We start from the raw sequence: 24,230 nt of genomic DNA, 5'->3' as shown, positions 1-24,230 counted from the left end.
TGGCTCAAATGCATTTAAAATAGTCAAACGGTTCTAAACAGGACTTACAGCGATATAACGCTTTACAGGCTGTCGAGCCGAATTCACTGATTTGCTCCGTGTCTTTGCTGCCACAATGTGGGCATTCAACTTGTGTTATTCCCGACAACAAAGAGCGCTTATTTGAGCTCCCAACTGGGGGAGCGATGCCGTATACTTTAAGGCGATTTCGACCTTGCTCGGTAATCCAATCCGTTGTCCAAGCAGGGTCTAAGCGCTGGGATACTTTCGGATGAGCAAAACCCGCTTCTTGCAGCGCATCCCGTATCGATGTTTCGATATATTCCGTCGCGGGACAGCCTGAATAAGTTGGTGTCACAACCACCTTAAGGTGCCCATCAACCCAACTGACGTCCCGCACGATACCAAGGTCCATGACACTCACCACCGGCACTTCTGGATCCATTACCTCTTCCAGCACCTTGTAGGCTTGCTGGATATCGGCCTCGCCTCCAGAACGACCCTGTTGGTCGGTGGTAATTAACTCACCAGCTCGCATCGGGATATGCTCGTTGTAAGAATTGCATTTCTGCTAATAAGATGCCCAAATGCTCAGTATGCATGCCAGTTCGCGCACTCAAATAGAAAGTGCTTGGTGCATCAGGAACCGTTAACGTCGCTTTAGCGAAGACCTCATTGACTGTCGCTAACCATTGCTCAGGCAGCTCGGCAAGGGATGGGATATCACCCGACTCAGCTAAAGCCACCTCGGCAGCGTTTTTCTCAACCAACTCAAAAGTAAAGCGCCAAACCGTATCGATCGCTTTTTCCATACGTTGATGGCTTTCGTCAGTACCGTCTCCTAAACGCTCAACCCATTGAGAAGAACGACGCAAATGGTAGATCACTTCTTTTAATGACTTTGTGGCAATCGCTGAAATGCGCTCGTCTTTTGCGTCTTTCAGTATTGTCAGTAGGTGAAATTGCCAAGCATCATAAAAAAACTGCTTTGTCATGGTGACGGCAAAATCACCATTAGGCTGTTCAACTAATAACAAGTTGCGGAACGCACGCTCATCACGACGAAACGCTAATACATCGGCATCGGTGCCATCGTTGATGCGCTCAGCCGCATATTCATACCAATTGCGCGCTTGGCCTACCAAATCGAGCCCAACGTTCATCATCCCCATTTCTTCTTCAAGAGCTGGGGCGCGGCCTGTCCATTCACACAAGCGCTGGGCTTGGATCAAGGCGCTGTCGCCGAGGCGCAGCAAAAACTCGGTTAATTCATCGTACTGTGTCATAACCACCTCACATATGTCCGACTTCATCGGGCAATTCATAAAAACTGGCATGACGGTAGACTTTGTCTTCTGCTGGATCAAACAAAGGCTCTTTCTCATCGCTCGCCGTTGCCGTAATGGCGGCGGATGGCACAACCCAAATACTCACACCTTCATTGCGACGTGTGTACAAATCTCGTGCATTTTCAATGGCCATTTCAGCATCAGTGGCATGCACACTGCCCACATGCTTGTGATTAAGACCGTGCTTACTGCGGATAAAGACTTCAAAAAGTGTCCATTCAGACATGGTAAATACCTCAAATTCGTTAGGCTGCAGCCTGTTGTTTTTGTTTTTTGTTGGCATGAGCGACCGCCGCTTCACGTACCCACGCTCCGTCTTGGATGGCATTTCGACGTGTTTCCAAGCGTTCGCGATTACAAGGCCCATTACCTTTCAGTACTTCGTAGAACTCTTCCCATTGGATTTCTCCAAAGTCGTAATGACCTCGCTCTTCATTCCACTTCAAGTCTGGATCTGGCGCTGTACAACCCAATATTTCTAACTGAGGAACCGTCTGATCGATAAAGCGTTGACGCAGTTCATCATTGGTGTGACGCTTGATTTTCCATGCCATGGATTGGGCTGAGTTTGGCGACTCCGCATCACTTGGACCAAACATCATTAGCGATGGCCACCACAAGCGATTGATTGCGTCCTGCACCATGTCTTTTTGCGCTTGCGTGCCGTGGCGCATCATATGCAAAAGAATTTCGTAACCTTGGCGCTGGTGGAAACTTTCTTCCTTACAAATACGAATCATGGCACGTGAATAAGGACCATAGGACGTACGCTGCAACACCACCTGATTGACGATAGCAGCACCATCGACTAGCCAACCCACAGCTCCCATATCCGCCCAATTTAAGGTGGGATAGTTAAAAATACTGGAGTATTTAGCACGACCGGAATGAAGCTTTTCGATCTCTTCATCACGATCTGCGCCCAAGGTTTCCATTGCGCTATACAGATACAAACCGTGCCCGGCTTCATCCTGAATTTTCGCCATCAGTTGCAATTTACGTTTCAAGGTTGGGGCACGTGTGACCCAGTTACCTTCTGGCAACATTCCCACAATTTCTGAGTGAGCATGTTGCGAAATTTGACGAATCAAGGTCTTACGATAGTTATCTGGCATCCAGTTTTTCGCCTCGATTTTAATCTCGGCATCAATTTTTTCCTGAAAGGCCCTTTCTTCTGGCCCCATTTCAGCCAAGGATTTTACCGCCTTTACTCCTGTTTCAACTTGTTGTGCATACATACAAACCTCCGCAAAGTCGTAGCAATGAACTCTATTGCTTTCTTATAAGAATACATTAACGACACAATAAAACAATATTTTTTTAAATTAATGTATCATAATAATCGATAATAAAGCCTCTTCCTTCCTCAAAAGAGGCAACACTCTATTATCACACAAGAAACAAGATCGTTAAGCGGACGCTCGCTCATCATAAACATGTTTGGCCTTACCCTCTGAACGAGCAATACTGCCTATTTCTCTGAGCTTAACATTGATACTGATGCCCACAGACGACTTCACATGGTGGCGCAACTGATTGATTGCTTCGTTGATTTTTTGCTCATCAAAATCCGCACATTCAGGACGCAGTTCAACATGCACCTCCATACCATCCATATTCCCTTTGCGATACAAATGTATTTCATAGCTCTCTGAAAAATGATTTACTTTAATCACTTCTTCTTCGATTTGCGTTGGAAAAACGTTCACCCCACGAATAATCATCATGTCATCGCTTCTGCCAGTAATTTTGTCAATGCGGCGCATGCGACGAGCGGTGCCCGGTAATAAGCGAGTTAAATCCCGTGTACGGTAACGAATCATTGGCAGAGCTTCTTTACTGAGGCTGGTAAACACCAATTCACCCATCTCACCATCTGGCAATACTTCACCCGTATTTGGATCGACAATTTCAGGATAGAAATGATCCTCCCATACCGTTGGTCCATCCTGACTTTCTGCGCATTCCATCGCCACCCCTGGTCCCATAATTTCCGACAAGCCATAAATATCCATGGCACGGATACCGGCTCGCTCTTCAACTGAACGGCGTAACTCATGCGTCCACGGCTCAGCACCAAAAATGCCTAGACGCAACTTAAGGTCGAGGGGATCAATACCTTGTTTTTCCATTTCATCCAGCAAATTCAACATATAAGATGGTGTCACCATAATAATGTCAGGCTGAAAATCTTGAATCAGACGCACTTGCTTTTCGGTTTGCCCACCAGACATAGGGATTACCGTGCAACCAAGACGCTCGGCACCATAATGTGCCCCTAAGCCTCCAGTAAACAGACCGTAACCATAAGCATTGTGCAAAATATCCCCTTTGCGTCCGCCCGCAGCACGAATCGAGCGAGCCACAATATTGGCCCAATTATCGATATCATTTTGGGTGTATCCAACGACCGTTGGTTTACCCGTTGTACCACTTGAGGCGTGAAGACGAACCAGTTGATTCACCGGTGTGGCAAACATCCCGAACGGATAGTTATCACGTAGATCTGATTTGGTAGTGAAAGGAAGTTTGGCTAGATCGTCCAAGGTTTTAATATCGTCTGGGTGCAACCCCAACTGATCAAAACGCTGTTTATACATAGGAACATTGTTATAGGCATGATTCACCGACCACTGCAAACGCTCTAATTGATGAGCTCGCAACTCATCAATACTAGCAACTTCCATTGGGTCAAGTTGATCTGGATTAAACCGGCTACGAATATCCATTGTTACACTCTCTCTATTTATTATTTTTAGAATTCAGTCTTCACGGTTGTTCACTCTTGGTAATACAACCTCATGATTTTGACGTCTAGATTCATTAATTTTTTACGACTACGGCGTGGCCCACAACGCCACGACGTCACGAACAGAGCCTTAATTTAAGCGCTCAATCACCATTGCTATCCCCTGTCCTACACCAATACACATAGTGCACAAGGCATAACGCTTCTGTTTAACTTCCAACTCATTCAACGCCGTTGTAATCAGTCGCGCACCGCTCATTCCCAGTGGATGACCTAATGCAATGGCACCGCCGTTTGGATTAACTCGAGCATCGTCATCGGCTAAACCCAGTTCACGCAATACCGCCAAGCTTTGCGATGCAAAGGCTTCGTTTAATTCAATAACATCCATATCTGCTAAGGTAAGACCGACTTGTTCGAGCACCTTTTTAGACGCCGGAGCGGGACCGATTCCCATAATGCGCGGTTCAACCCCCGCCGCCGCCATACCTAATACTCGTCCACGGGCTTTTAAGCCGTAGGCCTTAGCGGCCGCTTCACTTGCCAACAACAAAGCACAAGCCCCATCATTCACACCCGACGCATTTCCTGCGGTAACGGATCCGTTGCCATCTTTTCGAAAAGGCGTACCAAGCTTCGACAATACTTCTAAGCTGGTGTCTGCGCGAGGATGCTCATCCTGACTTACTACGATTGGGTCGCCTTTACGTTGTGGAATAACAACGGGGACAATCTCTTGCGATAAACGCCCATTCTCTTGAGCAATTGCGGTTTTTTGCTGACTACGCACCGCAAACAAATCTTGATCAGCCCGGGAAATACGAAAATCTTCCGCCACGTTTTCAGCGGTTTCAGGCATAGAGTGGACGCCATATTGCTCCTTCATCAGCTTGTTCACAAAGCGCCAGCCAATGGTCGTGTCATACATTTCTGCTTGACGAGAAAAAGCTTGATCCGCTTTTCCTACAACAAACGGAGCACGCGACATGGACTCCACCCCCCCGGCAATCATCAATCCCGCTTCGCCAGCACGAATGGCTCTGGCCGCCGCGCCAACCGCATCCATACCAGAACCACACAAACGGTTTATCGTCGAGCCTGGCACATTATGTGGCAGCCCCGCCAACAAGGAAGACATGCGCGCCACATTGCGATTGTCTTCACCAGCTTGATTCGCACAGCCATACAAGACATCATCAACTTTTGACCAATCCACTGTCGGGTTTCGTTCCATGAGTGTTCTAATAGGAATGGCTCCCAAATCGTCTGCCCTGACTTTAGAAAGCGCACCACCGTAACGTCCGATTGGCGTACGAATAGCATCAATAATAAGCGCATCAGTCATTTACGTTCTCCTGTGAAAGTATTTCACCTTTAAGGCGGTAAGATTTACCGTGAAATAGAGCGATCAATTGATCTTGTTGGTTATGAATCTCGACATCGTAATTTCCGGTACGGCCACCACGACTTTTCTCATGACATCTTGCTGTCAGCACATCCCCTTGAAAAGCGGGAGCGACGTAATCAATGGAACAACCAAGGGCGACGGTCGGTTGGTTATAGGTATTACAAGCAAACGCAAAGGCCGAATCCGCCAAGGTAAACATATAGCCACCATGACAGGTTTTATGCCCTTGCAGCATAAAGTCTTGCACGGTCATTTTGACCAAAGACTCACCAGGGGCAGAATCCAGCAACTCAATGTTCAGATGTTGTGTTGCCACATCACGGCGATAAAGTTCCTGAGCGCACTCTTTTGCTAGCCCAAGTGCATCGGTTTGAGTATCGTTATTTGTTTTCATAAAACCTTCTCCCTTGATCTGACAATCGTTTCAACAGTAGAGAGGTACGGTAACGATCTTCCCCGTAAGAAGATTGCAAGGCATTAAGCACCTGCTGGACACGGTCAATACCAATCCGATCAGCCCATACCAGCGGCCCTACCGGATAATTCACACCGTAACACATCGCGTTATCGACCCCATCCACACTGGACACACCATTTAATACAGCATCCGCTGCTTCATTCGCCAACATGACAACGGTGCGCATCACCACCAAAGCAGGAGAATCCGTTATCTCGGAAACCTTAATCCCTGCGGCAAAGAACGTATCCACCACCTGTTGAAAAACATCATCTGGCGTATTGTGAGCGCGAGATAAAGCAAGATGTGCTGTCTTTTGATAATCCAAAGCCAGATCCACCAGCACCAAATTCTCTAGTGACTCGCTATTAGCTCGCTCGCTTGCCATGCGTCCATCGGTCAATACCACTGTCGCATCGCCGATTTTTAAAGCATTAAGCGCTGATGAAGGGTCTTGTTCGATGGTAATGCCTGCACCACTGAGACGCATAACTAATGCAGACAGAGCATCAAGGTTCCCCATTGCCACGCATGAAGGCGCAGGATGATGGGAAGGAGGAACACAATGCGGCTCAGGTTTTACCGCACCTTCTTTATAAGAGTAAAAGCCTTCGCCACTTTTACGACCAAGATAACCGGCATCGACCAGATCTTTTTGAATCAAGGAAGGTTGAAAACGAAAGTCACCATAATAAGCATCAAAAACCGAACAGGTCACAGCATAGTTAACATCTTGACCAATTAAATCCGTCAGTTCAAAGGCCCCCATTCGAAAGCCTCCTGCCTCGCGCATTAAGGCATCTAACGTCGCACAATCGGCTACCTGTTCTTGCTTTAGTCGCAGACTTTCTGCATAAAATGGACGTGCCACTCGATTAACAATGAACCCCGGTGTCGATGCCGCATACACAGGGACTTTCCCCCAAGCAGCCGCTGTATCAAATACCGTTGTCGCGATCTCTTTCGAGGTAACCAAACCTGAGACCACTTCCACCAGCTTCATAATCGGGGCGGGGTTAAAGAAGTGCATACCCACCATACGCTCTGGATGTTTCATACCTGCTGCTAAACGGGTAATGGAAATAGACGAGGTGTTTGTCGCTAAAATACATTGTGCAGAACAAATAGACTCTAGTTCCGCAAAGACCGCTTGCTTCACGTCCCTATTTTCAACAATCGCCTCAATCACTAGGCCGGCATGTTCAAAATCCGCTAATTCATTTGCCACCTGTAGGTTGGCGACTGTTTGCTGAACTTGCTCTAGGGTGAATTTTTTACGCTCGACTAAGCGCTTCAGTTGCTTTTCAATGGAAGCGATGGCTTCTTTTGCAGCATCAGCACGATTATCATAAAGCTTCACAATATGGCCTGATTGAGCCGCTACTTGGGCAATCCCAGCGCCCATGGCACCAGCCCCAATCACACCAATCATCATTGATTTGTCTAAAGCTGCCATCATTACTCTCCTTTAAACTCAGGAGTACGTTTCGCCATAAAAGCAGCCACCCCTTCACGATAATCTTGGGTTTGTCCCGCTAAGCGCTGCAAATCACGCTCTAAAAGCAATTGCTCTTCTAGGCCATGGTCAAATGTCTGATTTAACGCCCGCTTAATATAAGCCAACCCTTTTGTAGGTTGCGTCGCCAAATGTTGAGCCAGGGTTAAGGCTTCTTGTCGAAGTAATTCATCATCCACAACGCGGTTGACTAATCCCATTTCCAACGCGGCGTCGGCGCTGACAGGTTCACCCAATAACGCCATTTCTTTTGCCTTTGCCATCCCCACTAAGCGAGGTAAAAACCAAGTGCCTCCCGAGTCTGGAATCAGCCCAATTTTGCAAAACGCTTGGATAAACTTGGCTGAACGCGCCGCAATAATCAGATCACAGGCTAGAGGAAGATTAGCACCGGCCCCCGCCGCGACACCGTTCACAGCGCAGATAACAGGCATAGGCAAGGCTTGAATGGCTTTAATCAGAGGGTTGTAAAATTTCTCGATTGAGAGACCTAAGTCGGGTGCATCAGCAGTGGGATCCACATTGCGATCAGACAAATCCTGTCCGGCACAAAACCCACGACCTTCCCCAGTCAAAACCAAGGCACGAACTTGTTTATCACTCTTAATTTGTTTAAACGCCTCACGCACCTCTAAGTGCATGGCCTCATTAAAACTATTAAGTGATTTAGGACGATTCAGGCTAAGCAATGCCACACCCGAGTCCACTGAATATAAGATATGTTGGAAGCTCATTAAGATAACGCTCCTATTATTATAGTTGGACACTTTGAACACGGCGTGGTGCAAAGGCCTCTTCTAAATTATTGACCCGTAAATTTGGCAGGACGTTTTTCTAAGAAAGCAGCAATGCCCTCTTCACGGTCTTTGGTACCAGCCAATACCGTAAAAGCATGCCTTTCGAAACGTAGACCCGTACTGAGGTCTGTCTCCATGCCTTTTAGTATGGACTCTTTCGCAAGACGTAATGCCAATGGACTTTTTTTAGCAATCTGGGAGGCGACTTCCATCGCTCGGGTAAGGGTTAATTCTGGTTGGGTAATTTCACTAATAAGACCCGCCTCTTTTGCTTGAAGCGCGTTAATCGGCTGGCCTGTCAGCACCATTTGCATGGCAAGGGATTTACCGACAGCACGTACAAGGCGCTGGGTACCACCAGCTCCGGGCATGATGCCTAGATTAATCTCTGGCTGACCAAATTTGGCATCGGTTCCGGCGATAAGAATATCGGCGTGCATTGCGAGTTCGCAGCCCCCCCCTAAACAGTAACCATTAATGGCTGCAATAAGGGGCTTAGGAAAACGACTGATACTTTGCCAGCTTTGTTGACGAGGGTCCTTTAGAATCCCCACCATATCTCGCTCGGCCATTTCTTTTACATCTGCCCCTGCCGCAAACACACGGGCAGAACCAGTTAGTACGACAACTTTCACTGACTCATTCGCTTCAGCTTCATCTAATGCCAGCGCCAACTCACCCAGCATGGCGGTTGTCAATGCATTTAGCGCTTCAGGACGATGTAACTGAATTTGCTGTACACCATTGGCCGGTGAATGAACATCTAGCATGCTATATAGACTATTGGACATTTGACCTAACTCACTATTTGTTTAACGCACGGTTTATTTTTTTATTTGTCAGCCTTAAAGACGCGATACATTGATCTAAGTCATGATCAGCCATTATAAGATGAACCAAAAAGAGACACGGTTCAATGTTTTTTTTAATTTTTTTTGTATCACTTAAAAGACATTCGAAAAAATTCCAATAAAGCATTAAAAAACAATAATTTAAAGATTAAAAAAAGATGAAATTGATTTTTATTAACTGATCCATCAGTAAAAAAACCAAAATTTAGATTAGATTAAGACACAATATTTGTATAAAATTCCAAATAGTTGAAGTATTAAACAGATAGCCAATACCAAATACAAAAAGAGAGAAAAACGATGGCCTGTTACAAAATTGATGGCGTTACGCCCGTGGTTCACCCAACCGCTTATGTTCATCCTACTGCTGTTTTAATTGGTGATGTTATTATTAAACAAGGCTGTTATGTTGGCCCAGGCGCCTGCCTAAGAGGAGACTTTGGCCGTATTACCATGGAGGAAGAATCTAACTTACAAGATAACTGTGTTGTTCATGGGTTTGCTGGCAGTCATACCATCATCGGCAAACATGGGCATATTGGCCATGGCGCTATATTGCATGGTTGTGTTATCGGTGAAGACAGCTTAATCGGTATGAACGCCGTAGTGATGGACGAAGCGAACATTGGACCAGAATCTATTGTCGCCGCAGCGGCCTTTGTTAAAAGTCGTTTTTCTTGTGACGCTCGCTCACTGCTAATGGGCAGTCCAGCAAGACTCGTCCGACAAGTCAGCGATGAAGAGTTAAAATGGAAACAAACCGGAACGCAAGAGTACATCGACCTGACCACTCGCTGTTTGGAATCTATGGTTGAGTGTCATCCCTTAACCGAACCTGAAGCCGATAGACCCAGCTTGAAAACGGGCCATCATAAGCCAAAAAAATAATTAGCTTTACTCTTAAGGCACCATTTCAGAGAATGGTGCCTTCAATCAAACGATACTCATAGCCTGTCTCAATGAATGAACTAAAAACACTTAACACTCTACTGAAGCGTTTTCAAAACCAAAAACCTATTAGAGCCTCCTCTTTAATTATTTCTCTGTATGGTGATACCATCGAGCCCCACGGCAGTACCGTTTGGTTAGGTAGCCTAATCAATGCCCTGGAACCGATAGGCATTAGCGAACGCTTAATGAGAACCTCAATTTTTCGACTGACGCAGGACGGTTGGCTAGAGAGTGAAAAAGTCGGCCGTAAAAGCTATTACCGCTTAACGACGCAAGGACACAGAAAATTCGAGCAAGCTTTTCAGCGCATTTATAGCCCGAACATACAAACTTGGAACGGTTCATGGCTACTCATTATTGGCAGCCATCTCAATCCTGATGAAAAAAAGCAACTAGTGGATGAGCTTCAATGGCAAGGCTTTGCCACGTTTTCCACTCAACTGATTGCCAGCCCATGTTGCGATAAACAAACCCTCAAAGCGATTTTGCTCTCCCTTAATCTAGAAGAGAAAGTCATTGTCTTTGAGGCCTCATCAAATACTCAGTTTAGCAATAAACCGATACAAGAATTGGTTAGAGACTGCTGGAATCTGGACGCTCTCAGCCAACATTACCAAGAGTTTATCGAATTATTTTTACCAGTTTGGCAAGAGCTTTCCGAGCTGGATACACTTGACCCGCAGTCTTGTTTTTTAACGCGAACCCTATTGATTCATGACTACCGTAAACTCTTGCTAAGAGACCCGCATTTACCAAGAGAACTTCTCCCAATAGACTGGGAAGGCAGAGCCGCACGTCAGCTGTGCCGAAACATTTATCGCAAACTCACGCCAGCAACGGAAAAATGGATTGAGCACAATCTAGAGTCCGTTCACGGGCCATTGCCAGAAGCCAACGCTTTATTCTATGAGCGTTTTGGTGGGCTTAATAGCTAACACGCCCTGATCATACAGGGCATCAGATAATAACGCCCTGTATGATATTCATTGCCTTGCTACTTTCCCCACTGTTCAATCGTTTCAACAAAATGACTCAGGAATGCGTTCGCCTGATAGGCATCTAATGCCCTATGATCAATGCTAAGGGAAACGTAACATTTGGGACGAATGACCATGGTGTCCTGCCCATCGATCTCTTCAACAACCACCCTTTTTTCCAGCTTACCAATGCCCAAAATCGCCACCTGGGGCTGGTTAATAATGATGGGGGTCGCCAACAGGCTACCACTGACCCCGTGATTGGATATGGTAAAGGTTCCTCCTTTCATGTCCGCTGGGGTCAACTTACCCTGTCTGGCTCGCTCCGTTTGCTGTTGCAGCAAGGTAGCCACTTCAAACAGTTTCTTCATCTGTACCTGCTTAATAACAGGCACAACAAGCCCATCGTCTCCCAACGCGGTCCCCACTCCGATGTTAATGTCTTCCAATACTTCTAAGCTTTCCTCATGAAATCGTGAGTTGATGACTGGGACTTTTTGGATGGCCTGGGCCGCTGCCACCACAAAATACGCGGTAAAGGTCAACTTCACACCCGCTTCATCAAAGCCCATTTTGCACAGTTTTCTGTGCTCGATCACGGCCCCCATATCCATTTCAAACACACTGGTGACATGGGGCGAAGTACGCAGCAGGCTGTCCACCATATGATTGGCAATGGCTTTACGCATGGGCGTATGGGGAATCATTTGGCTCTTTGCTTCGCTATTGTTACCTGACGAGATGGGTGAATCTGAATCATCGGACCCCATAGCAGGTTTTTCGTTGATAAAAGCCAGAATGTCATTTCGAGTCACCCGCCCCCCCATTCCTGTACCAGCAATTTGCTCTATATTGAGATTATGCTTTCTCAGTAACTTTCTAACCGCTGGACCAATAAGATGACGCCGATTTTCTTTTCCTCTTACACGCCATCCTAATTTAGGCGCTGCGGCATCCTGTGAGTGATCTCTGTTCGAACGCTCAGACTCAGCAGAATATTGCTCGCTGGTTTCCAACTCGCTACCTATGGATTCGCTGCTTTTCTGTTTTTGATCTTGCGTCAGACCACTTTCTAAATAGCCAAATATGGTTTTTTCACCCACCTCTTCACCAGGAGAGACAAGCATTTTGTCTATCACCCCATCCTGCTCAGCACACACCTCCATTGCCACTTTGTCGGTTTCAAGCTCAAGGATGGGCGCTCCTTTTGTCACATGTTCCCCTTCTTTCACTAACCATGTAGACAAGGTGGCGATCGTGCCTTCCAGCGTGTTATTCGGCAATGTAATCTCGATTGATTGATTCATAACATCCCCTCACACTTCAATTTGGCTTTTCATTGCGTGAGCAATGGTGTCTTCATTGGGAAGCGCTCGATCTAACAAGCCACTATTATGAGGGCTGGGGATATCGGGCATGGTCAAGCGTTTAATGGGTGCATCCAAAGAAAAAAACAGCTCATCCGCAATCGTGGCGGCGATTTCAGCCCCAAAACCAGCGGTTTTATTATCTTCATGAACAATTAGACAACGCCCCGTTTTTTCCACAGATTGAAACACTGCCTCCTTATCCCAAGGCTGAATGGTTCTAAGATCAATCACCTCAATTGCCATATCCAAACGCTTTGCCGCCTTTTCACAGCGCTCTACCATCGCCCCCCAACAGACAACCGTTAGAGCAGTTCCGACTAGAATTGTCCTCGCTTTGCCAAACGGAATCACATAGTCATCTCCAGGATATGGTCTACGGGACCAGCTATTATCCAGCAAAGATCGATGCTCAAAGAAAATGGTTGGATTGTTGTCTCTTAGGGCATAGCGCAACAAACCCACCGCGTCTTCGGCATTAGAAGGCATGGCAAGTTGCCAACCCACTTTATGCGCCCATTCCACTTCGTCACTCATGGAGTGCCATGGGTCACCTCGACGTGCAAACCCTCCAGGGATTCGAACAACCATGGGCGCAGCAAACTGGTTATGGGTACGCCAGCGCATAATTCCCGTATCGGACAGTTGCTCTGCGGCCGGTTCCGCGTATTTACGGAACTGTATTTCCGGCACTGGCATCAACCCATTCAGCGCCATCCCCACAGAACGCCCAATAATCCCTTCTTCAGATAAGCTAGTGTCAAACACTCTGGCGTCGCCAAACTTTTCATTCAGTCCTAGGGTTGCACCGTGCACCCCTCCTTTTGGCCCAACATCCTCACCAAAGACAATCACTTTAGGGTTAGTAGATAGCTCATAATCCAGTGTTTTTCGAATGGCTGTGATCATATTAAGACGGGAACCCTCTGGTTTTGGTTCTTCACTATGATCAGGAAAGCGATGACCATCCGCTGCCAACCCACCTCTCAGTTGCACCTGATCTTTTTCCGCGTAAACAAAGCGTGTCAACTGCTCTGGATCCGGCTGCATACGCTGTTTCGCCCGCTCAACAGACTCGCGAATCTCTCGATTAGACTGTGCTTCCAGCTCTTCCCATTCCTCCAAACTCATCAGGTCGTTTTTTAGTAGATAGCGTTTGAGTTTAGGGAGCGGATCTCGTGCTTGCTCTTCAGCAATAAAATCGGCGGTTTTATAGGTTTGTGTGTCCTGGAAAGTATGCCCGCATAGACGAGGCACTTTCAGCCTTAATAAACAGGTACCTTTACCGGAACGGACATAATCCACGGCTTCTTTTATCAGCAATGGCGTCCGTTGCGGGTCTGTGCCATCACCATCGATAATTTTCAGGTTTTTATAGGAACGTAGATTAGCAACTTGATCGCCACCTGGGGTTTGCACCCCTTGAGGGACAGAGATACCGTAACCATTGTCTTCAATATAAAACAAATGCGGCAAATGATTGGTGGTTGCAATATTCAATGCCGACCAAAAACCGCTGGTTGACATGGAGGCATCCCCCCCCATGGAAACGCCAATAGCCCCCGTATAACTAAAATCTTTTAATTGATTTTTACGATAAAGAATGGACTGTGCCCAACCAGAGATCGGCGTGTATTGCGCCCCGACGCCACCACACATAGGAAACAGCATGGCGCCATTTCTATTGGCATTGGGAAAATTACATACCACGCCAATGTCTCTTCCATCACTGTAACCTCCGGCTTTGGCCATTGGGGAAGCAACAACATCATCTAAATGAATGCCAAGGCTCATTACAAAAGGTCTAGACCGATAATAGCCGGTTGCCCCATCGTGCGGATGGGTTAGCAGAGAGCCTAACAAAATCTGGGCAAAATCGTGACCACGGGCAGAAAACTGATTAAACACCAGCTTTTCAGGCACCAATTCTTTCTCTTCAATCTCATCAAGGGCCCGCGATTGCAACATCAATCGGCTGATATGCCTCCAATCGACAGCAGGCTCACTTTTAGGGGGACGCTTTGTGCGGGTAGCTTCTCTCAATACTTGATTCATAGTCGTACACCATTTTGTTGGCAGCTTTTCAGCTTTATTGTTATTGGTATGATGTAGTTAATGTTATCGATACTTTAGCGAAATTATCTTTCTTAATTGCTGAGTTTTTGCCAAACTAAGCAATATCGTTTCTCCAAATAACAATAAATGGAAACATTCTTATGCTTGATAAGTTTGATATCAGTATATTAGCCGCTTTACAAAAAGACGGACGCTTAAGTAACAAGGAGCTAGCCGAGAAGATTGGTCTCTCGACCGCGCCATGCTGGCGACGCTTAAAACGTTTGGAAGATGAAGGCTATATAACCAACTATACCGCTGAGTTAAACGCCAAAAAAGTGAACTTGCATGTGATCGCTTTTGCTCAGGTGTCAATGGACAACCATCACCCAGAAACCTTGGCCCCCTTTTTGACAATTGTGCGGGAATGCCCAGAAATACAAGAATGCCATTCCGTCAGTGGTGATTGCGATTTCCTGTTAAAAATCATCACCAAAAACTTAGACAGTTATGACGAGCTGTTAAGTAAAAAGCTGCTCCAAGCCAAAGGGGTGCGCTCCGTCAACACCATGTTTTCAATGAAACAGCCCAAAATCACCAGAGAGTTTCCTTTAAGCTTATTTCCCATCAGTGAACCGACTTGACGACCCACCACTGCCATTTTGATTGCTAAAAGCGCTTGGCGATAGCACCTTGGATGTTGTACTGTTGACAGCAATGGAGCCCTATATTGTTGGATTTCTCATCATTGAGCTTTCGTCGAGCCATGAGCAGGTTCAATAATGACCCGGTAAGGTCTATCAAATAACAATAATGAAGAAGACCTTTGTGTGAAATCGCGGACAAAGCCGCCGTGCAAAGGTCTCATAAAGAAATTCCAATGAGGTCTAGATGAAACCACTTCTTCAATCTCATCATAATCACTTGCCCGTTGAGGTGTTTGCTTCTGAGCTCCATCAAGTCTGCGGATTATTTAACATAGAGCCTCAATCCAGCTCGAGTGTTATTAATGGTGGCATAACAACAAGGCACTTTGGCGCATTTGAAGCCGCGATTGTTGATGTTGACTCTGTGCATATAGAACGGGATAAAGCATCCATACGCCAAGACCCTGGGGAATACTTTTTCCTATTAATACAAGATTCAGGATACAGCCAAGTTCAGCAAGGGAATAATTCTGTGGGGTTACGTCCTGGCGATATGTTTCTTGTCGATTCCGTCAAACCGTCTCTTTTTCGATACGATTATGGCCAATCCCGTCAAATATCGTTTCATATCCCCCGTGAAGAAGCCATACATCGCTTTGGTAATGTCGATTGTGGCGTAAACATCTCGCGGGATGATCCTCTTTGGCTTGCCATATACTCTGTTCTCAAGAAAATGGTTGACTATGAATGTATGGATCAACAGCATTTGGGCGAAGCGTTTATTAGCTTAATCAGCGCCTACCTTCATACTAATCATCGGGTTGATCATGCAGAGCCAAGTGAACAGTTACTGTCAAAAGCCTTAGCGCTCATTAACCGCCATTACTTAAATTCAAACTTTTCTCCACGGGAAATCGCGTCTCATCTGAATATTTCCGAACGAACATTACAACGACATTTTCAAGTGTTAGGTGAAACCCCCAAACATAGAATTATCAGTTCACGACTGGAATATGCCTACAAGCAGCTTTGTTTACGAAAAGACGGTTTACTGAATGAAAGCATTACGGATATAGCATTACGTTCTGGATTCAATGATTTATCCTACTTTTATCGCGAGTTTCGCAAAAAATACAACATGCCACCTAGCTTGATGGAACAATGACGTAATCGTCCAATACGGTTGGCGGATAAATCCAAGCCCCCTATCAAGAAGAGTTTTTATGATCTTAGTTAGTCGCAATTTTTAATGCACCGAGTCACTAGAGAGAATAAAAACAATGAATAGTTCCGCTTATAATGTAACCAAAAATACGCCTTTTGAAGTGTTTAATCCTTCTACAGGTGAGCTTATCGGTCATGCACCGAACATGGCCAATGATGAACTAAACGCCGCCGTAGAATCAGCCAAGTCCGCTTTTCTTTCATGGTCGTCATTATCAGATGAGGAGCTTCAAAAAAACTGTCTTGCTGTCACGCAAGCGATACAAGATCACTCCGAAGAGCTGGCTAAACTGGTCACACTGGAGCAAGGAAAACCTTTGAATGGTCTAGGCTCTCGTTGGGAGATAGGAGGTGCCGTCGCTTGGGCAGACTATACATCGAACCTTTCTCTTCCTGCTAAAACCTTACAAGACAACCAAGACGGCAAAGTTGAGCTATACAGAAAACCTCTGGGTGTTGTTGGCTCGATTACCCCTTGGAATTTTCCGGTGATGATCGCCATTTGGCACATAATGCCCGCCTTAAGAACCGGTAACACGGTGGTTATTAAGCCTTCCCCAAGTACACCACTATCCACCATTCGTCTCATAGAAATCATGCAAGAAGCCTTACCTACAGGTGTTGTGAATGTTGTCACAGGTGACGACAAAACATTTAACCTAGGTGCTGCCATGTCTGCCCATCCAGATATTAGAAAAATTGTTTTTACTGGTTCTTGTGCAACAGGTCAGAAAGTCATGCAGTCTGCAGCAACCACCATGAAGAGACTGACCCTAGAATTAGGGGGCAATGACGCCGGCATCGTCTTACCAGATGTTGACCCTAGCGCCATTGCAGAAGGGTTATTTTGGGGTGCTTTTATTAATAATGGTCAAACTTGTGCGGCAATGAAACGATTGTATGTTCATGAGTCTGTTTATGATGCGGTATGCGAGTCACTTGTTGCATTTGCTAAAAATATACCCGTCGGTGACGGCATGGATGAAGCCAGCATATTAGGGCCAATCCAAAACAAAGCGCAATTTGATAAAGTGTCTCAATTAGTTTCTGAAGCCAAAGAACGTGGGAAAGTGTTATTAGGGGGCGATCCAGGTGAAGGCCTTTTCTTTCCACCCACTATCATTGCCGACTTACAAAATGGCGACTCTCTAGTGGATGAAGAACAGTTTGGGCCTGCCTTACCCATTATAAAATACTCAAATATTGATGATGCCATTCGTTCTGCTAATGATAGCCCTAATGGCCTTGGCGGTTCCGTCTGGTCATCTGATATTGATATGGCAAAGAAAGTCGCTGCTCGAATGGAGTGTGGCTCTGTTTGGATTAATAAACACGGCGCTATTCAACCCAATGCACCTTTTGGTGGCGTGAAATCCTCTGGCTTCGGCGTCGAGTTCTCAGAAGAAGGCTTAATGGAATACACCGATATCCAAGTTATCTTTAGCTGATTTCGGTTGCCTTGCCATCCATAGGGTATGACTGAACGATCAGCCCTATGGATCATACTTTTTAAAGTTATGTGCTAAGACCTTTGCATACACACCAGACTGCAGTACTCTATAAAAGGTCTTTTTTAAAATAATAATAATCGAGAGTTAAACATGAAAGATAATTAATAATAAAATATCTCATTCAGCTTGAGTATTATTAAGAATTGGTATCCGCTTTTTAAATCGGAAAACCACAATAAAAGAATAATAACAAATTGGTTATCCAATATGATTGAAAATTATAGCATTGCTAAAATCAAGTCTAAACAGCCTTGGTTTGTCCTTTGTGCAGCCGAAGAGTATTCGGTCAAAGTATCTAACATCCCCTTTGTATCGCATTTTTATAGCTTTGAGTCCGCATCATCAGAAGTCACTAATGCCATTCCAGATGGTTGTATTGATATTTTATTTGATTGTGACAGTTCTAAGCCAAAAGCAACCGTTTGTGGAACAACACTCGGTGCAGAAGCGGTGGAGTTTACCTATAAACATCGTTATTTTGGTGTTCGATTTTCTGCAACCTCGACACCTAATTTCCTGAACCTTTCGGCGTCTGAATTAATCAACCAAAGGCCAGAATTTAAAGATATTGCCCTTAAAATAAATGACTTATTTGAACAAGTTGCAAGCCAAGAGTCTTTTACTAATCAAGTTCTATTATTTTCTAAATTTTTAATAAAACATGGCATTAGAAATCATTCAAGCCTTTCAAAACAAGTCGTTCAATACATTTTCGTTAACAAAGGGAATGTTCAAATAAAAGAATTAGAAGACATAACAGGGTATACTTGCCGAACAATACAAAGACAATTTTTATTAGACACAGGCATGACGCCTAAAACATTCTGTCGCATTGTTCGAGTTCAATCCGCTTTATATGAAATAAATTTAAATACCCATACAAAACCTTCTGAGCTAGCCTATCGATTAGGGTTTTCGGACCAAGCACATTTTACGCGTGAATTTAAAGCACTGACGAATACAACACCAAACCATTACGTTAACCGAATAGAAGAAAGCATGTATTTAGATAAAGTTAAATTTTATTAATGATTACATTTCTTATAACTACCTTGTTCAAATTGAAAAATTACAGCACTTATTATGGGTGCTGTAATTCCCAGAGAACTTATTCCACTATTTCTATGAAACAGCCCAAGATCACCATTATTTTTCATGGGTAAACAGACGTAAAAACTCTATTTTATTTTCCAACGCCCTAAAAACAATCAAATTAAGTTGTTTTAAATAGTCTTTGAATAGCCAAGTTAGAATAAAAGCAATGCATGATACCACTATGGAACCAACAATATCGAAGGGATAATGAACACCACAAAACACCCGAGCTAAACCACCTATTACGCCGAGCACCAAAAGAATTTGACCAATATGTCGAGTCTCAGTGTAGCTAAAAAGTCCTAATGCGACTGAAACCATCAAGGTTGTATGATCTGATGGCATTGACGTATCAGGTAAATGAGGAATTAGCTCTGTACCAAGATGATTCATAAACGGTCTTGGATGAAAATAAAACAAAGCAATTAAAAAATTAATAGAAAGCCCTATCAACATAGTATAGCCAGACAGAAAGGCAGCATGACGCCTCTTCTTTTGAAGAGAAGGCGAAACTTTATTAAAAAAACCTAACCACAGTAATACTAAGGCGAAGAGAATAGGAAGATACTTTGCCAAGATTTCCATTAATTGATCCAAAATAGCGTTCGAACCTGCAAAATGGTTAATCATTAAAAATAGAGATTGGTTTAAATGTTCCACTTTATCGCCTCAGAATAGAATACAGTAAAAGCATGTTGACTATGATCGGTGTGAGAAGTTATCAAGGCTTTCCTTAAGGGGAACTTAAGTCTTAAAAAATATGAAAATAAAGATTTTTCATCCTACGTAAATTTCTCAGATGGATTTTTATTAATTTTTCGCTATTTCACCATGATAATGATAGGACAGCCTATTTTGAAAAGTTTTGGGGGATCTCATTTTGCGTTTACTCATAGTAGAAGATGATGAATTTATTGGTGATGGTCTGCTCAGAGGGTTACGTCAAGAAAACTTAGCGGCGGATTGGGTACAAAGCTCTAAATTTGCGATATCCGCTTTAAAAACAACAAACTACAGCATATTGTTACTCGATCTTGGGTTACCCGATAAAGACGGTTTATCATTGCTAAAAGAGTTACGACGGGCGAACAACTCAATTCCCGTTATCATTATTACGGCTAGAGACGATGTTTCCTCCCGCGTAGGCGGACTCAATGAAGGCGCTGATGACTACTTAGTAAAGCCCTTTGCGCTAGAAGAACTCATCGCACGCGTTCATGCTGTCATGCGCCGTAAAGTCGGACGCAGCCAACCCATTTTAGCCGTTGGCGAATTAAAGCTTGACTCTGCTCACCATCTTGTCTGGTTTCGAGATGAGCCCTTATCCTTATCCGCTAAAGAATTTGCGCTCTTGCATGAGCTTATGCAAGAGCCAGGTAAAGTCATTTCAAAAGAAACCCTCGAAGAAAGTCTTTATGGCTGGGATCAAGAAATAGGTAGCAATGCGATTGAAGTGCATATTCACCATCTCCGTAAAAAAATTGATACTAAAATTGTTAAAACAATACGAGGGGTTGGCTATCGAATTGGAGATGTTCATTGAGATCACTTCGCACCAATCTGCTCATTTGGTTATTACCTACAACTTTCCTCGTCGGTGTTTTGGCAAGTATTGGCACGTACTGGGGGGATTATCTGACCCTAGAAAATACACTAGATGATCAACTTAAGTACATCGCCCATCATATAAATCTAAGCAATTCAACTCACTCCATCAATCTAAAGCAGACATTATCTTCAAAAGCTCACGATCATGAGGATCAAGACGACGAGGTCATTTTAGAAGTTTGGGAAAATAACAAACGGCAATTTGCTTCACATCCATCAATCGACTTTGCTCCCCCTACCCGAACAGGCATTATGAACGAAACTGTCAATGGTAAAGTCTGGCATACTTTTGTCATGAAAAGTGACGACAAATGGATTCTTATTGCCCAAGCTCAAAATCTTCGTTTTGAAACCTTAGCCAGTTTGTCGATTAATCTTTTTTGGCCTGTACTCGCCATGCTTCCGTTACTGGCGATTTTTTTGTGGTTCGGTATTGGTTACGGGTTAAAACCTTTGCGACATATTAGTGAAGAATTAAAAAGCCGCAACGCTAAAAGCCTTGATCCAATCATTCCTGCACGACCCGTGAAAGAAATACAACCGTTCATACAAGCCTTGAACGATTTATTAGAGCGCTTACAGCAAACGTTCATCCAACAAGAGAGATTCATTGCCGATGCGGCTCATGAGTTACGCACTCCCATTATGGGGCTCAGTGTAGAAATGCAAGTCATGGCACGTGAAACCGACCCCATCAAACAACAAAAATCGCTTATTCAATTACAGAAAAGTATCTCTCGACTTTCTCACCTTTCTGAGCAGCTACTTACACTAGCCAAGATTGATCCAGAAAAGTCAGATCAATCCCCCGAAGAGGTTGAACTGACAAACTTATGTAAGCTGATTATTACTGACTCAGTCAATGCAGCAGAGCGCAAAAACATTGACTTGGGCATGGGGAAACAAACAGCAGCCGTCATTATGGGGTTCCCTGACGATTTACGCATTTTGATTAGCAACCTCATCGACAATGCTATTCGCTATATACCGGAGAATGGCACCATCGATGTGTCAGTTTACAAAGAAAAAGGGGAGGTCATTTTAGAGGTATCTGATAATGGTCCTGGCATTCCAGAAGCGGAACGCCTCAAAGTAACCGAGCGTTTTTACCGAGGGAAACACCCTAAAATTCATGGCAGTGGATTGGGAATGAACATAGTAAAAAACATTTCTGACAATCATCATGCGGTACTGACGCTGACTGACTCAGAACAAGAAACGGGATTGTGTGTCAGAGTGACTTTTAAAGGTCTATAGATCGTTAAGGTTTATTTAAGCCTTATTGTCCTATTGTATAAATATAACTCTTTAAAATCCTCCAAGGAGTGAACATTCCGATTTATATAGTTCTAAGAGACCTTTGCACGATGTCATTAGCGACGCCAAGACACGGCAAAAACAGACGAGACAGCAGAGTTTATCGCTATAAATGAGCATTTTGAGTCTGTTTTTAACAAAGTATTGGCAAGCGCAGTAGTCGTACAAAAGTCTCTCTAAATATTAGCAAAAATTAGGGGATATCTAATGAATGTTATTCAAAGAATTCACCAGCTTGATGTTTTCGTTTTTTCTTGGTTTATGGCTAGAAAAAATGGCAAGAGACTGGCAAGAATTGGGCGATTTATTTCATTTAGCGCAGATGGTCCGCTCTACGTTGTGACGGATATCGTATTGTGGCATTTCCATTACAGATTATTAGCAAGCATCATTGCATTTGGATTTGCGCTTGAGCGGTGCTTATATTTTGCAATCAAACTAGGTTTTAAACGAAATCGACCTGCCGACACACTGAAAAACTTCCACAGCTACATCACGCCATCGGATAAGTTTTCATTTCCTTCTGGACACACTTCCGGAGCGTTCTTTGTAGCCTACTGCTTGGCACAAGCTTTTCCATCGTATTATCTGCTCTTTTATATATGGGCTACTCATGTGGGATTGTCTCGGCTGCTACTTGGGGTTCACTTCCCTACCGATACATTAATGGGAGCCTTGCTTGGTGTCGGTTGTGCTGCGTTGATGGTAGCGTTACTTCATGGCATCCTGCCATATTGACTACGGTGATAAATCCCCATATCACTATTTTAGCCGCGAAAAACGTTAAACTTTCATGATCACATTAGCGCCTCCTTATTAAAGGTGACCTAATTAAATCAGGTCGAAGACCCATTGTGAGCTCAGATTTACGCTATTACGGCTAAGGAAAGTACAAACAAATCCTCTTGTCTAAGCATGTGGATAAAAGCTTGCTATTCGCGGCAGGCAAGAATGTGAATGGTGGGCCTATTGACGAAGAAGCTTAACAAAGAATATGAGTTTTTAGACCATGACCTATGAGACTTAGACGACTTATTCTCACCTTCCCTTGCTAATTCGGATGCCGCAAAGCAATCTAGGTAGATTAGTCCAAAATGAAAACAAGCTTTCTATACTGTTTACGCGTGGTAATCTGTATAAAAATGGCAGTGACCTGTAAATAAAAAAACACCTCACTGCCATAGAGAACATTAAATCAAATAGGTTGGCTAAGGGCCTTAAGCGATTGCCCCATAATTCTTGAATGTTCCTCCTTATCTCCGCCATTAATTTCGATGTGACAGAGTCGAGCAGAGTTCTCGACCACCATGCGACAGCGTTCCCAACGACGTTGATGAAATTTTTCAAGTGCTTTTTCTAGAGAATCATTAACGGCAAGTTCATCGGCTAACACAATGCCACTTTCTATGCCGATACCAGCGCCAGAAGCTAAATGTGGTGTAGTGGCGGCAACCGTATCACCAATCATGATAAGACGGCCTTTATTCCAAGGCTGTTTCACCAGAAGGTTCGCTAATGGGCGGTAATCGATATTGGCTTCTTCCTTGAATATATGCGGAATTAAGGCCTCAACCGTTGGATTTGGGAATTGCTTCATCAAGGAAGCAAGCACCTCGGGCCAAGTCTCTCTGTCAATATGCTCCTTAGTTGGGCGATCTTCCGTAATGAACATATACATATGCGTCTCTGATACTGGATTAACGCCCAATTTCAGATGATGTCCCATCCACATGGTGACTTGGTTGATATTCTCTGGGCGGGGCATAATGGCACGCCACACTCCTTGACCAATGTATTCAGGCTCTGGTACTTCTGGGAAATACTCTTTACGAACACTTGAATGCACGCCATCCGCCGCAACAACAAGATCGTATGCGCGAGTGCTACCATCGGTAAAAGCCACTTCGATGCAGCTATCCGTTTGCTTGATATCCGAATAGGTGCAACCTAAACGCACATCAACACCCGATTCCAAAACGGCTTTCGACATAATGCGAGCCAGTGTTGGACGGAAAATACCGCCACTGCCACCGACCTGAGAGCCTACTGGACTTGGTGTTGGTAATTCCATCAACAAAGGACCGTGAGCCAAATGAATCGCCACACCATCGGTGACGCAACCTTGTTTCACCACTTCATCATAAAGGCCCAGATCATCCAGCGCTCTCATGGAAGCGCCATTAATACTGATACCTGCTCCTAACTCACACCACTCTGGATCAATTTCCACCAGATCCACCGCAATCCCATGACGCCGTAATTTTATTGCCACAGACATGCCTGAGAACCCACCACCAATTACGAGAACTTTATCTACCACTGCCATCATTGACTCCTTACTTATTGTTTTT

Annotated in this window: 23 protein-coding genes; 9 read left to right on the top strand and 14 right to left on the bottom strand. The window is 44.5% G+C overall.

The features are described 5' to 3' along the window. Window positions 1–4: 4 nt before the first annotated feature. From paaD to paaF, 10 genes are all read right to left on the bottom strand, one after another. Window positions 5–538 (bottom strand): 1,2-phenylacetyl-CoA epoxidase subunit PaaD, encoded by a 534-nt coding sequence (paaD, locus tag AC0VYI_RS10930; RefSeq protein WP_475449276.1) that lies wholly within the window; start codon window positions 536–538, stop codon window positions 5–7. Further along, window positions 525–1,286: a 1,2-phenylacetyl-CoA epoxidase subunit PaaC gene (paaC, locus tag AC0VYI_RS10925; protein ID WP_475449274.1), complete on the bottom strand. Its 762-nt coding sequence runs from the start codon at window positions 1,284–1,286 to the stop codon at window positions 525–527. The genes paaD and paaC overlap by 14 nt, the downstream gene beginning before the upstream one ends. A gap of 7 nt (window positions 1,287–1,293) precedes the next feature. Next, on the bottom strand, window positions 1,294–1,575 hold the full coding sequence (paaB, locus tag AC0VYI_RS10920; RefSeq protein WP_067017223.1) for a 1,2-phenylacetyl-CoA epoxidase subunit PaaB: 282 nt from the start codon (window positions 1,573–1,575) through the stop codon (window positions 1,294–1,296). A 19-nt stretch (window positions 1,576–1,594) separates the two neighbouring features. Beyond that, window positions 1,595–2,587, bottom strand: a complete 993-nt coding sequence (paaA, locus tag AC0VYI_RS10915; protein ID WP_067017220.1) for a 1,2-phenylacetyl-CoA epoxidase subunit PaaA — start codon at window positions 2,585–2,587, stop codon at window positions 1,595–1,597. Between the two features lie 171 nt (window positions 2,588–2,758). After that, on the bottom strand, window positions 2,759–4,078 hold the full coding sequence (gene paaK / locus AC0VYI_RS10910) for a phenylacetate--CoA ligase PaaK (protein WP_475449272.1): 1,320 nt from the start codon (window positions 4,076–4,078) through the stop codon (window positions 2,759–2,761). Window positions 4,079–4,228: 150 nt separating this feature from the next. Continuing rightward, window positions 4,229–5,443 carry a 3-oxoadipyl-CoA thiolase gene (gene pcaF / locus AC0VYI_RS10905; RefSeq protein ID WP_475449270.1) on the bottom strand — a complete coding sequence of 405 codons (1,215 nt, stop codon included), beginning with the start codon at window positions 5,441–5,443 and terminating at the stop codon, window positions 4,229–4,231. Then, a complete protein-coding gene (paaI, locus tag AC0VYI_RS10900) occupies window positions 5,436–5,900 on the bottom strand; it encodes a hydroxyphenylacetyl-CoA thioesterase PaaI (protein ID WP_475432147.1) in 465 nt (154 codons plus the stop codon). Before paaI ends, pcaF begins: the two co-directional genes overlap by 8 nt. Then, on the bottom strand, window positions 5,887–7,422 hold the full coding sequence (gene paaH, locus AC0VYI_RS10895) for a 3-hydroxyacyl-CoA dehydrogenase PaaH (protein ID WP_475449268.1): 1,536 nt from the start codon (window positions 7,420–7,422) through the stop codon (window positions 5,887–5,889). Before paaH ends, paaI begins: the two co-directional genes overlap by 14 nt. Further along, entirely contained in the window at window positions 7,422–8,213 is a 792-nt protein-coding gene (gene paaG, locus AC0VYI_RS10890; protein WP_475432145.1) for a 2-(1,2-epoxy-1,2-dihydrophenyl)acetyl-CoA isomerase PaaG, read from the bottom strand. The genes paaH and paaG overlap by 1 nt, the downstream gene beginning before the upstream one ends. Window positions 8,214–8,281: 68 nt before the next feature. Next, window positions 8,282–9,067, bottom strand: coding sequence for a 2,3-dehydroadipyl-CoA hydratase PaaF (paaF, locus tag AC0VYI_RS10885; RefSeq protein WP_233407788.1), 786 nt, complete (start codon window positions 9,065–9,067; stop codon window positions 8,282–8,284). A 360-nt stretch (window positions 9,068–9,427) separates the two neighbouring features. Here paaF and AC0VYI_RS10880 point away from each other — a divergent pair, with 360 nt between their 5' ends. Then, the gene (locus AC0VYI_RS10880) at window positions 9,428–10,015 is read left to right on the top strand and encodes a phenylacetic acid degradation protein PaaY (RefSeq protein ID WP_475449266.1); all 588 of its coding nucleotides are present in this window, start codon (window positions 9,428–9,430) and stop codon (window positions 10,013–10,015) included. Window positions 10,016–10,086: 71 nt separating this feature from the next. After that, window positions 10,087–11,013 (top strand): phenylacetic acid degradation operon negative regulatory protein PaaX, encoded by a 927-nt coding sequence (paaX, locus tag AC0VYI_RS10875; protein ID WP_475449264.1) that lies wholly within the window; start codon window positions 10,087–10,089, stop codon window positions 11,011–11,013. Between the two features lie 59 nt (window positions 11,014–11,072). Here the strand turns inward: paaX and AC0VYI_RS10870 are convergent, their stop codons facing one another. Together AC0VYI_RS10870 and AC0VYI_RS10865 are read right to left on the bottom strand one after the other, a co-directional pair. Then, window positions 11,073–12,362, bottom strand: coding sequence for a dihydrolipoamide acetyltransferase family protein (locus tag AC0VYI_RS10870; RefSeq protein WP_475449262.1), 1,290 nt, complete (start codon window positions 12,360–12,362; stop codon window positions 11,073–11,075). 9 nt (window positions 12,363–12,371) lie between these two features. After that, window positions 12,372–14,477 (bottom strand): alpha-ketoacid dehydrogenase subunit alpha/beta, encoded by a 2,106-nt coding sequence (locus tag AC0VYI_RS10865; RefSeq protein ID WP_475449260.1) that lies wholly within the window; start codon window positions 14,475–14,477, stop codon window positions 12,372–12,374. A 161-nt stretch (window positions 14,478–14,638) separates the two neighbouring features. On the opposite strand from AC0VYI_RS10865, the gene AC0VYI_RS10860 reads away from it, so the two are divergent. From AC0VYI_RS10860 to AC0VYI_RS10845, 4 genes are all read left to right on the top strand, one after another. Then, window positions 14,639–15,121 carry an Lrp/AsnC family transcriptional regulator gene (locus AC0VYI_RS10860; protein ID WP_067017185.1) on the top strand — a complete coding sequence of 161 codons (483 nt, stop codon included), beginning with the start codon at window positions 14,639–14,641 and terminating at the stop codon, window positions 15,119–15,121. A gap of 247 nt (window positions 15,122–15,368) precedes the next feature. After that, window positions 15,369–16,289 carry a helix-turn-helix domain-containing protein gene (locus AC0VYI_RS10855; protein ID WP_475432139.1) on the top strand — a complete coding sequence of 307 codons (921 nt, stop codon included), beginning with the start codon at window positions 15,369–15,371 and terminating at the stop codon, window positions 16,287–16,289. Window positions 16,290–16,404: 115 nt separating this feature from the next. Then, window positions 16,405–17,796, top strand: a complete 1,392-nt coding sequence (locus AC0VYI_RS10850; RefSeq protein WP_475449258.1) for an aldehyde dehydrogenase family protein — start codon at window positions 16,405–16,407, stop codon at window positions 17,794–17,796. A 270-nt stretch (window positions 17,797–18,066) separates the two neighbouring features. Beyond that, window positions 18,067–18,888, top strand: a complete 822-nt coding sequence (locus AC0VYI_RS10845) for a helix-turn-helix domain-containing protein (protein ID WP_199477658.1) — start codon at window positions 18,067–18,069, stop codon at window positions 18,886–18,888. Window positions 18,889–19,005: 117 nt separating this feature from the next. Here AC0VYI_RS10845 and AC0VYI_RS10840 read toward each other — a convergent pair whose 3' ends face one another. Beyond that, complete coding sequence (locus AC0VYI_RS10840) at window positions 19,006–19,614, bottom strand: undecaprenyl-diphosphatase (RefSeq protein ID WP_475449256.1); 609 nt, start codon at window positions 19,612–19,614, stop codon at window positions 19,006–19,008. A 220-nt stretch (window positions 19,615–19,834) separates the two neighbouring features. Between AC0VYI_RS10840 and AC0VYI_RS10835 the strand changes: the two genes are divergently transcribed. The 3 genes from AC0VYI_RS10835 (at window position 19,835) to AC0VYI_RS10825 (ending at window position 22,617) form a co-directional block, all read left to right on the top strand. Next, complete coding sequence (locus AC0VYI_RS10835) at window positions 19,835–20,497, top strand: response regulator (protein WP_199477656.1); 663 nt, start codon at window positions 19,835–19,837, stop codon at window positions 20,495–20,497. Then, window positions 20,494–21,819 (top strand): ATP-binding protein, encoded by a 1,326-nt coding sequence (locus AC0VYI_RS10830; RefSeq protein WP_475449255.1) that lies wholly within the window; start codon window positions 20,494–20,496, stop codon window positions 21,817–21,819. The genes AC0VYI_RS10835 and AC0VYI_RS10830 overlap by 4 nt, the downstream gene beginning before the upstream one ends. A 267-nt stretch (window positions 21,820–22,086) precedes the next feature. Then, complete coding sequence (locus AC0VYI_RS10825) at window positions 22,087–22,617, top strand: phosphatase PAP2 family protein (protein WP_067343051.1); 531 nt, start codon at window positions 22,087–22,089, stop codon at window positions 22,615–22,617. A 457-nt stretch (window positions 22,618–23,074) separates the two neighbouring features. Here AC0VYI_RS10825 and AC0VYI_RS10820 read toward each other — a convergent pair whose 3' ends face one another. Continuing rightward, window positions 23,075–24,208 (bottom strand): FAD-dependent oxidoreductase, encoded by a 1,134-nt coding sequence (locus tag AC0VYI_RS10820; RefSeq protein WP_475449253.1) that lies wholly within the window; start codon window positions 24,206–24,208, stop codon window positions 23,075–23,077. Between the last annotated feature and the right edge of the window lie 22 nt (window positions 24,209–24,230).

This window comes from Marinomonas sp. 63XJN7_9_ISO-PGPR-S23-217 (assembly GCF_056173515.1).
Note: the sequence above shows the minus strand (reverse complement) of the source record. Positions and strands in the feature narration are given on the sequence as shown.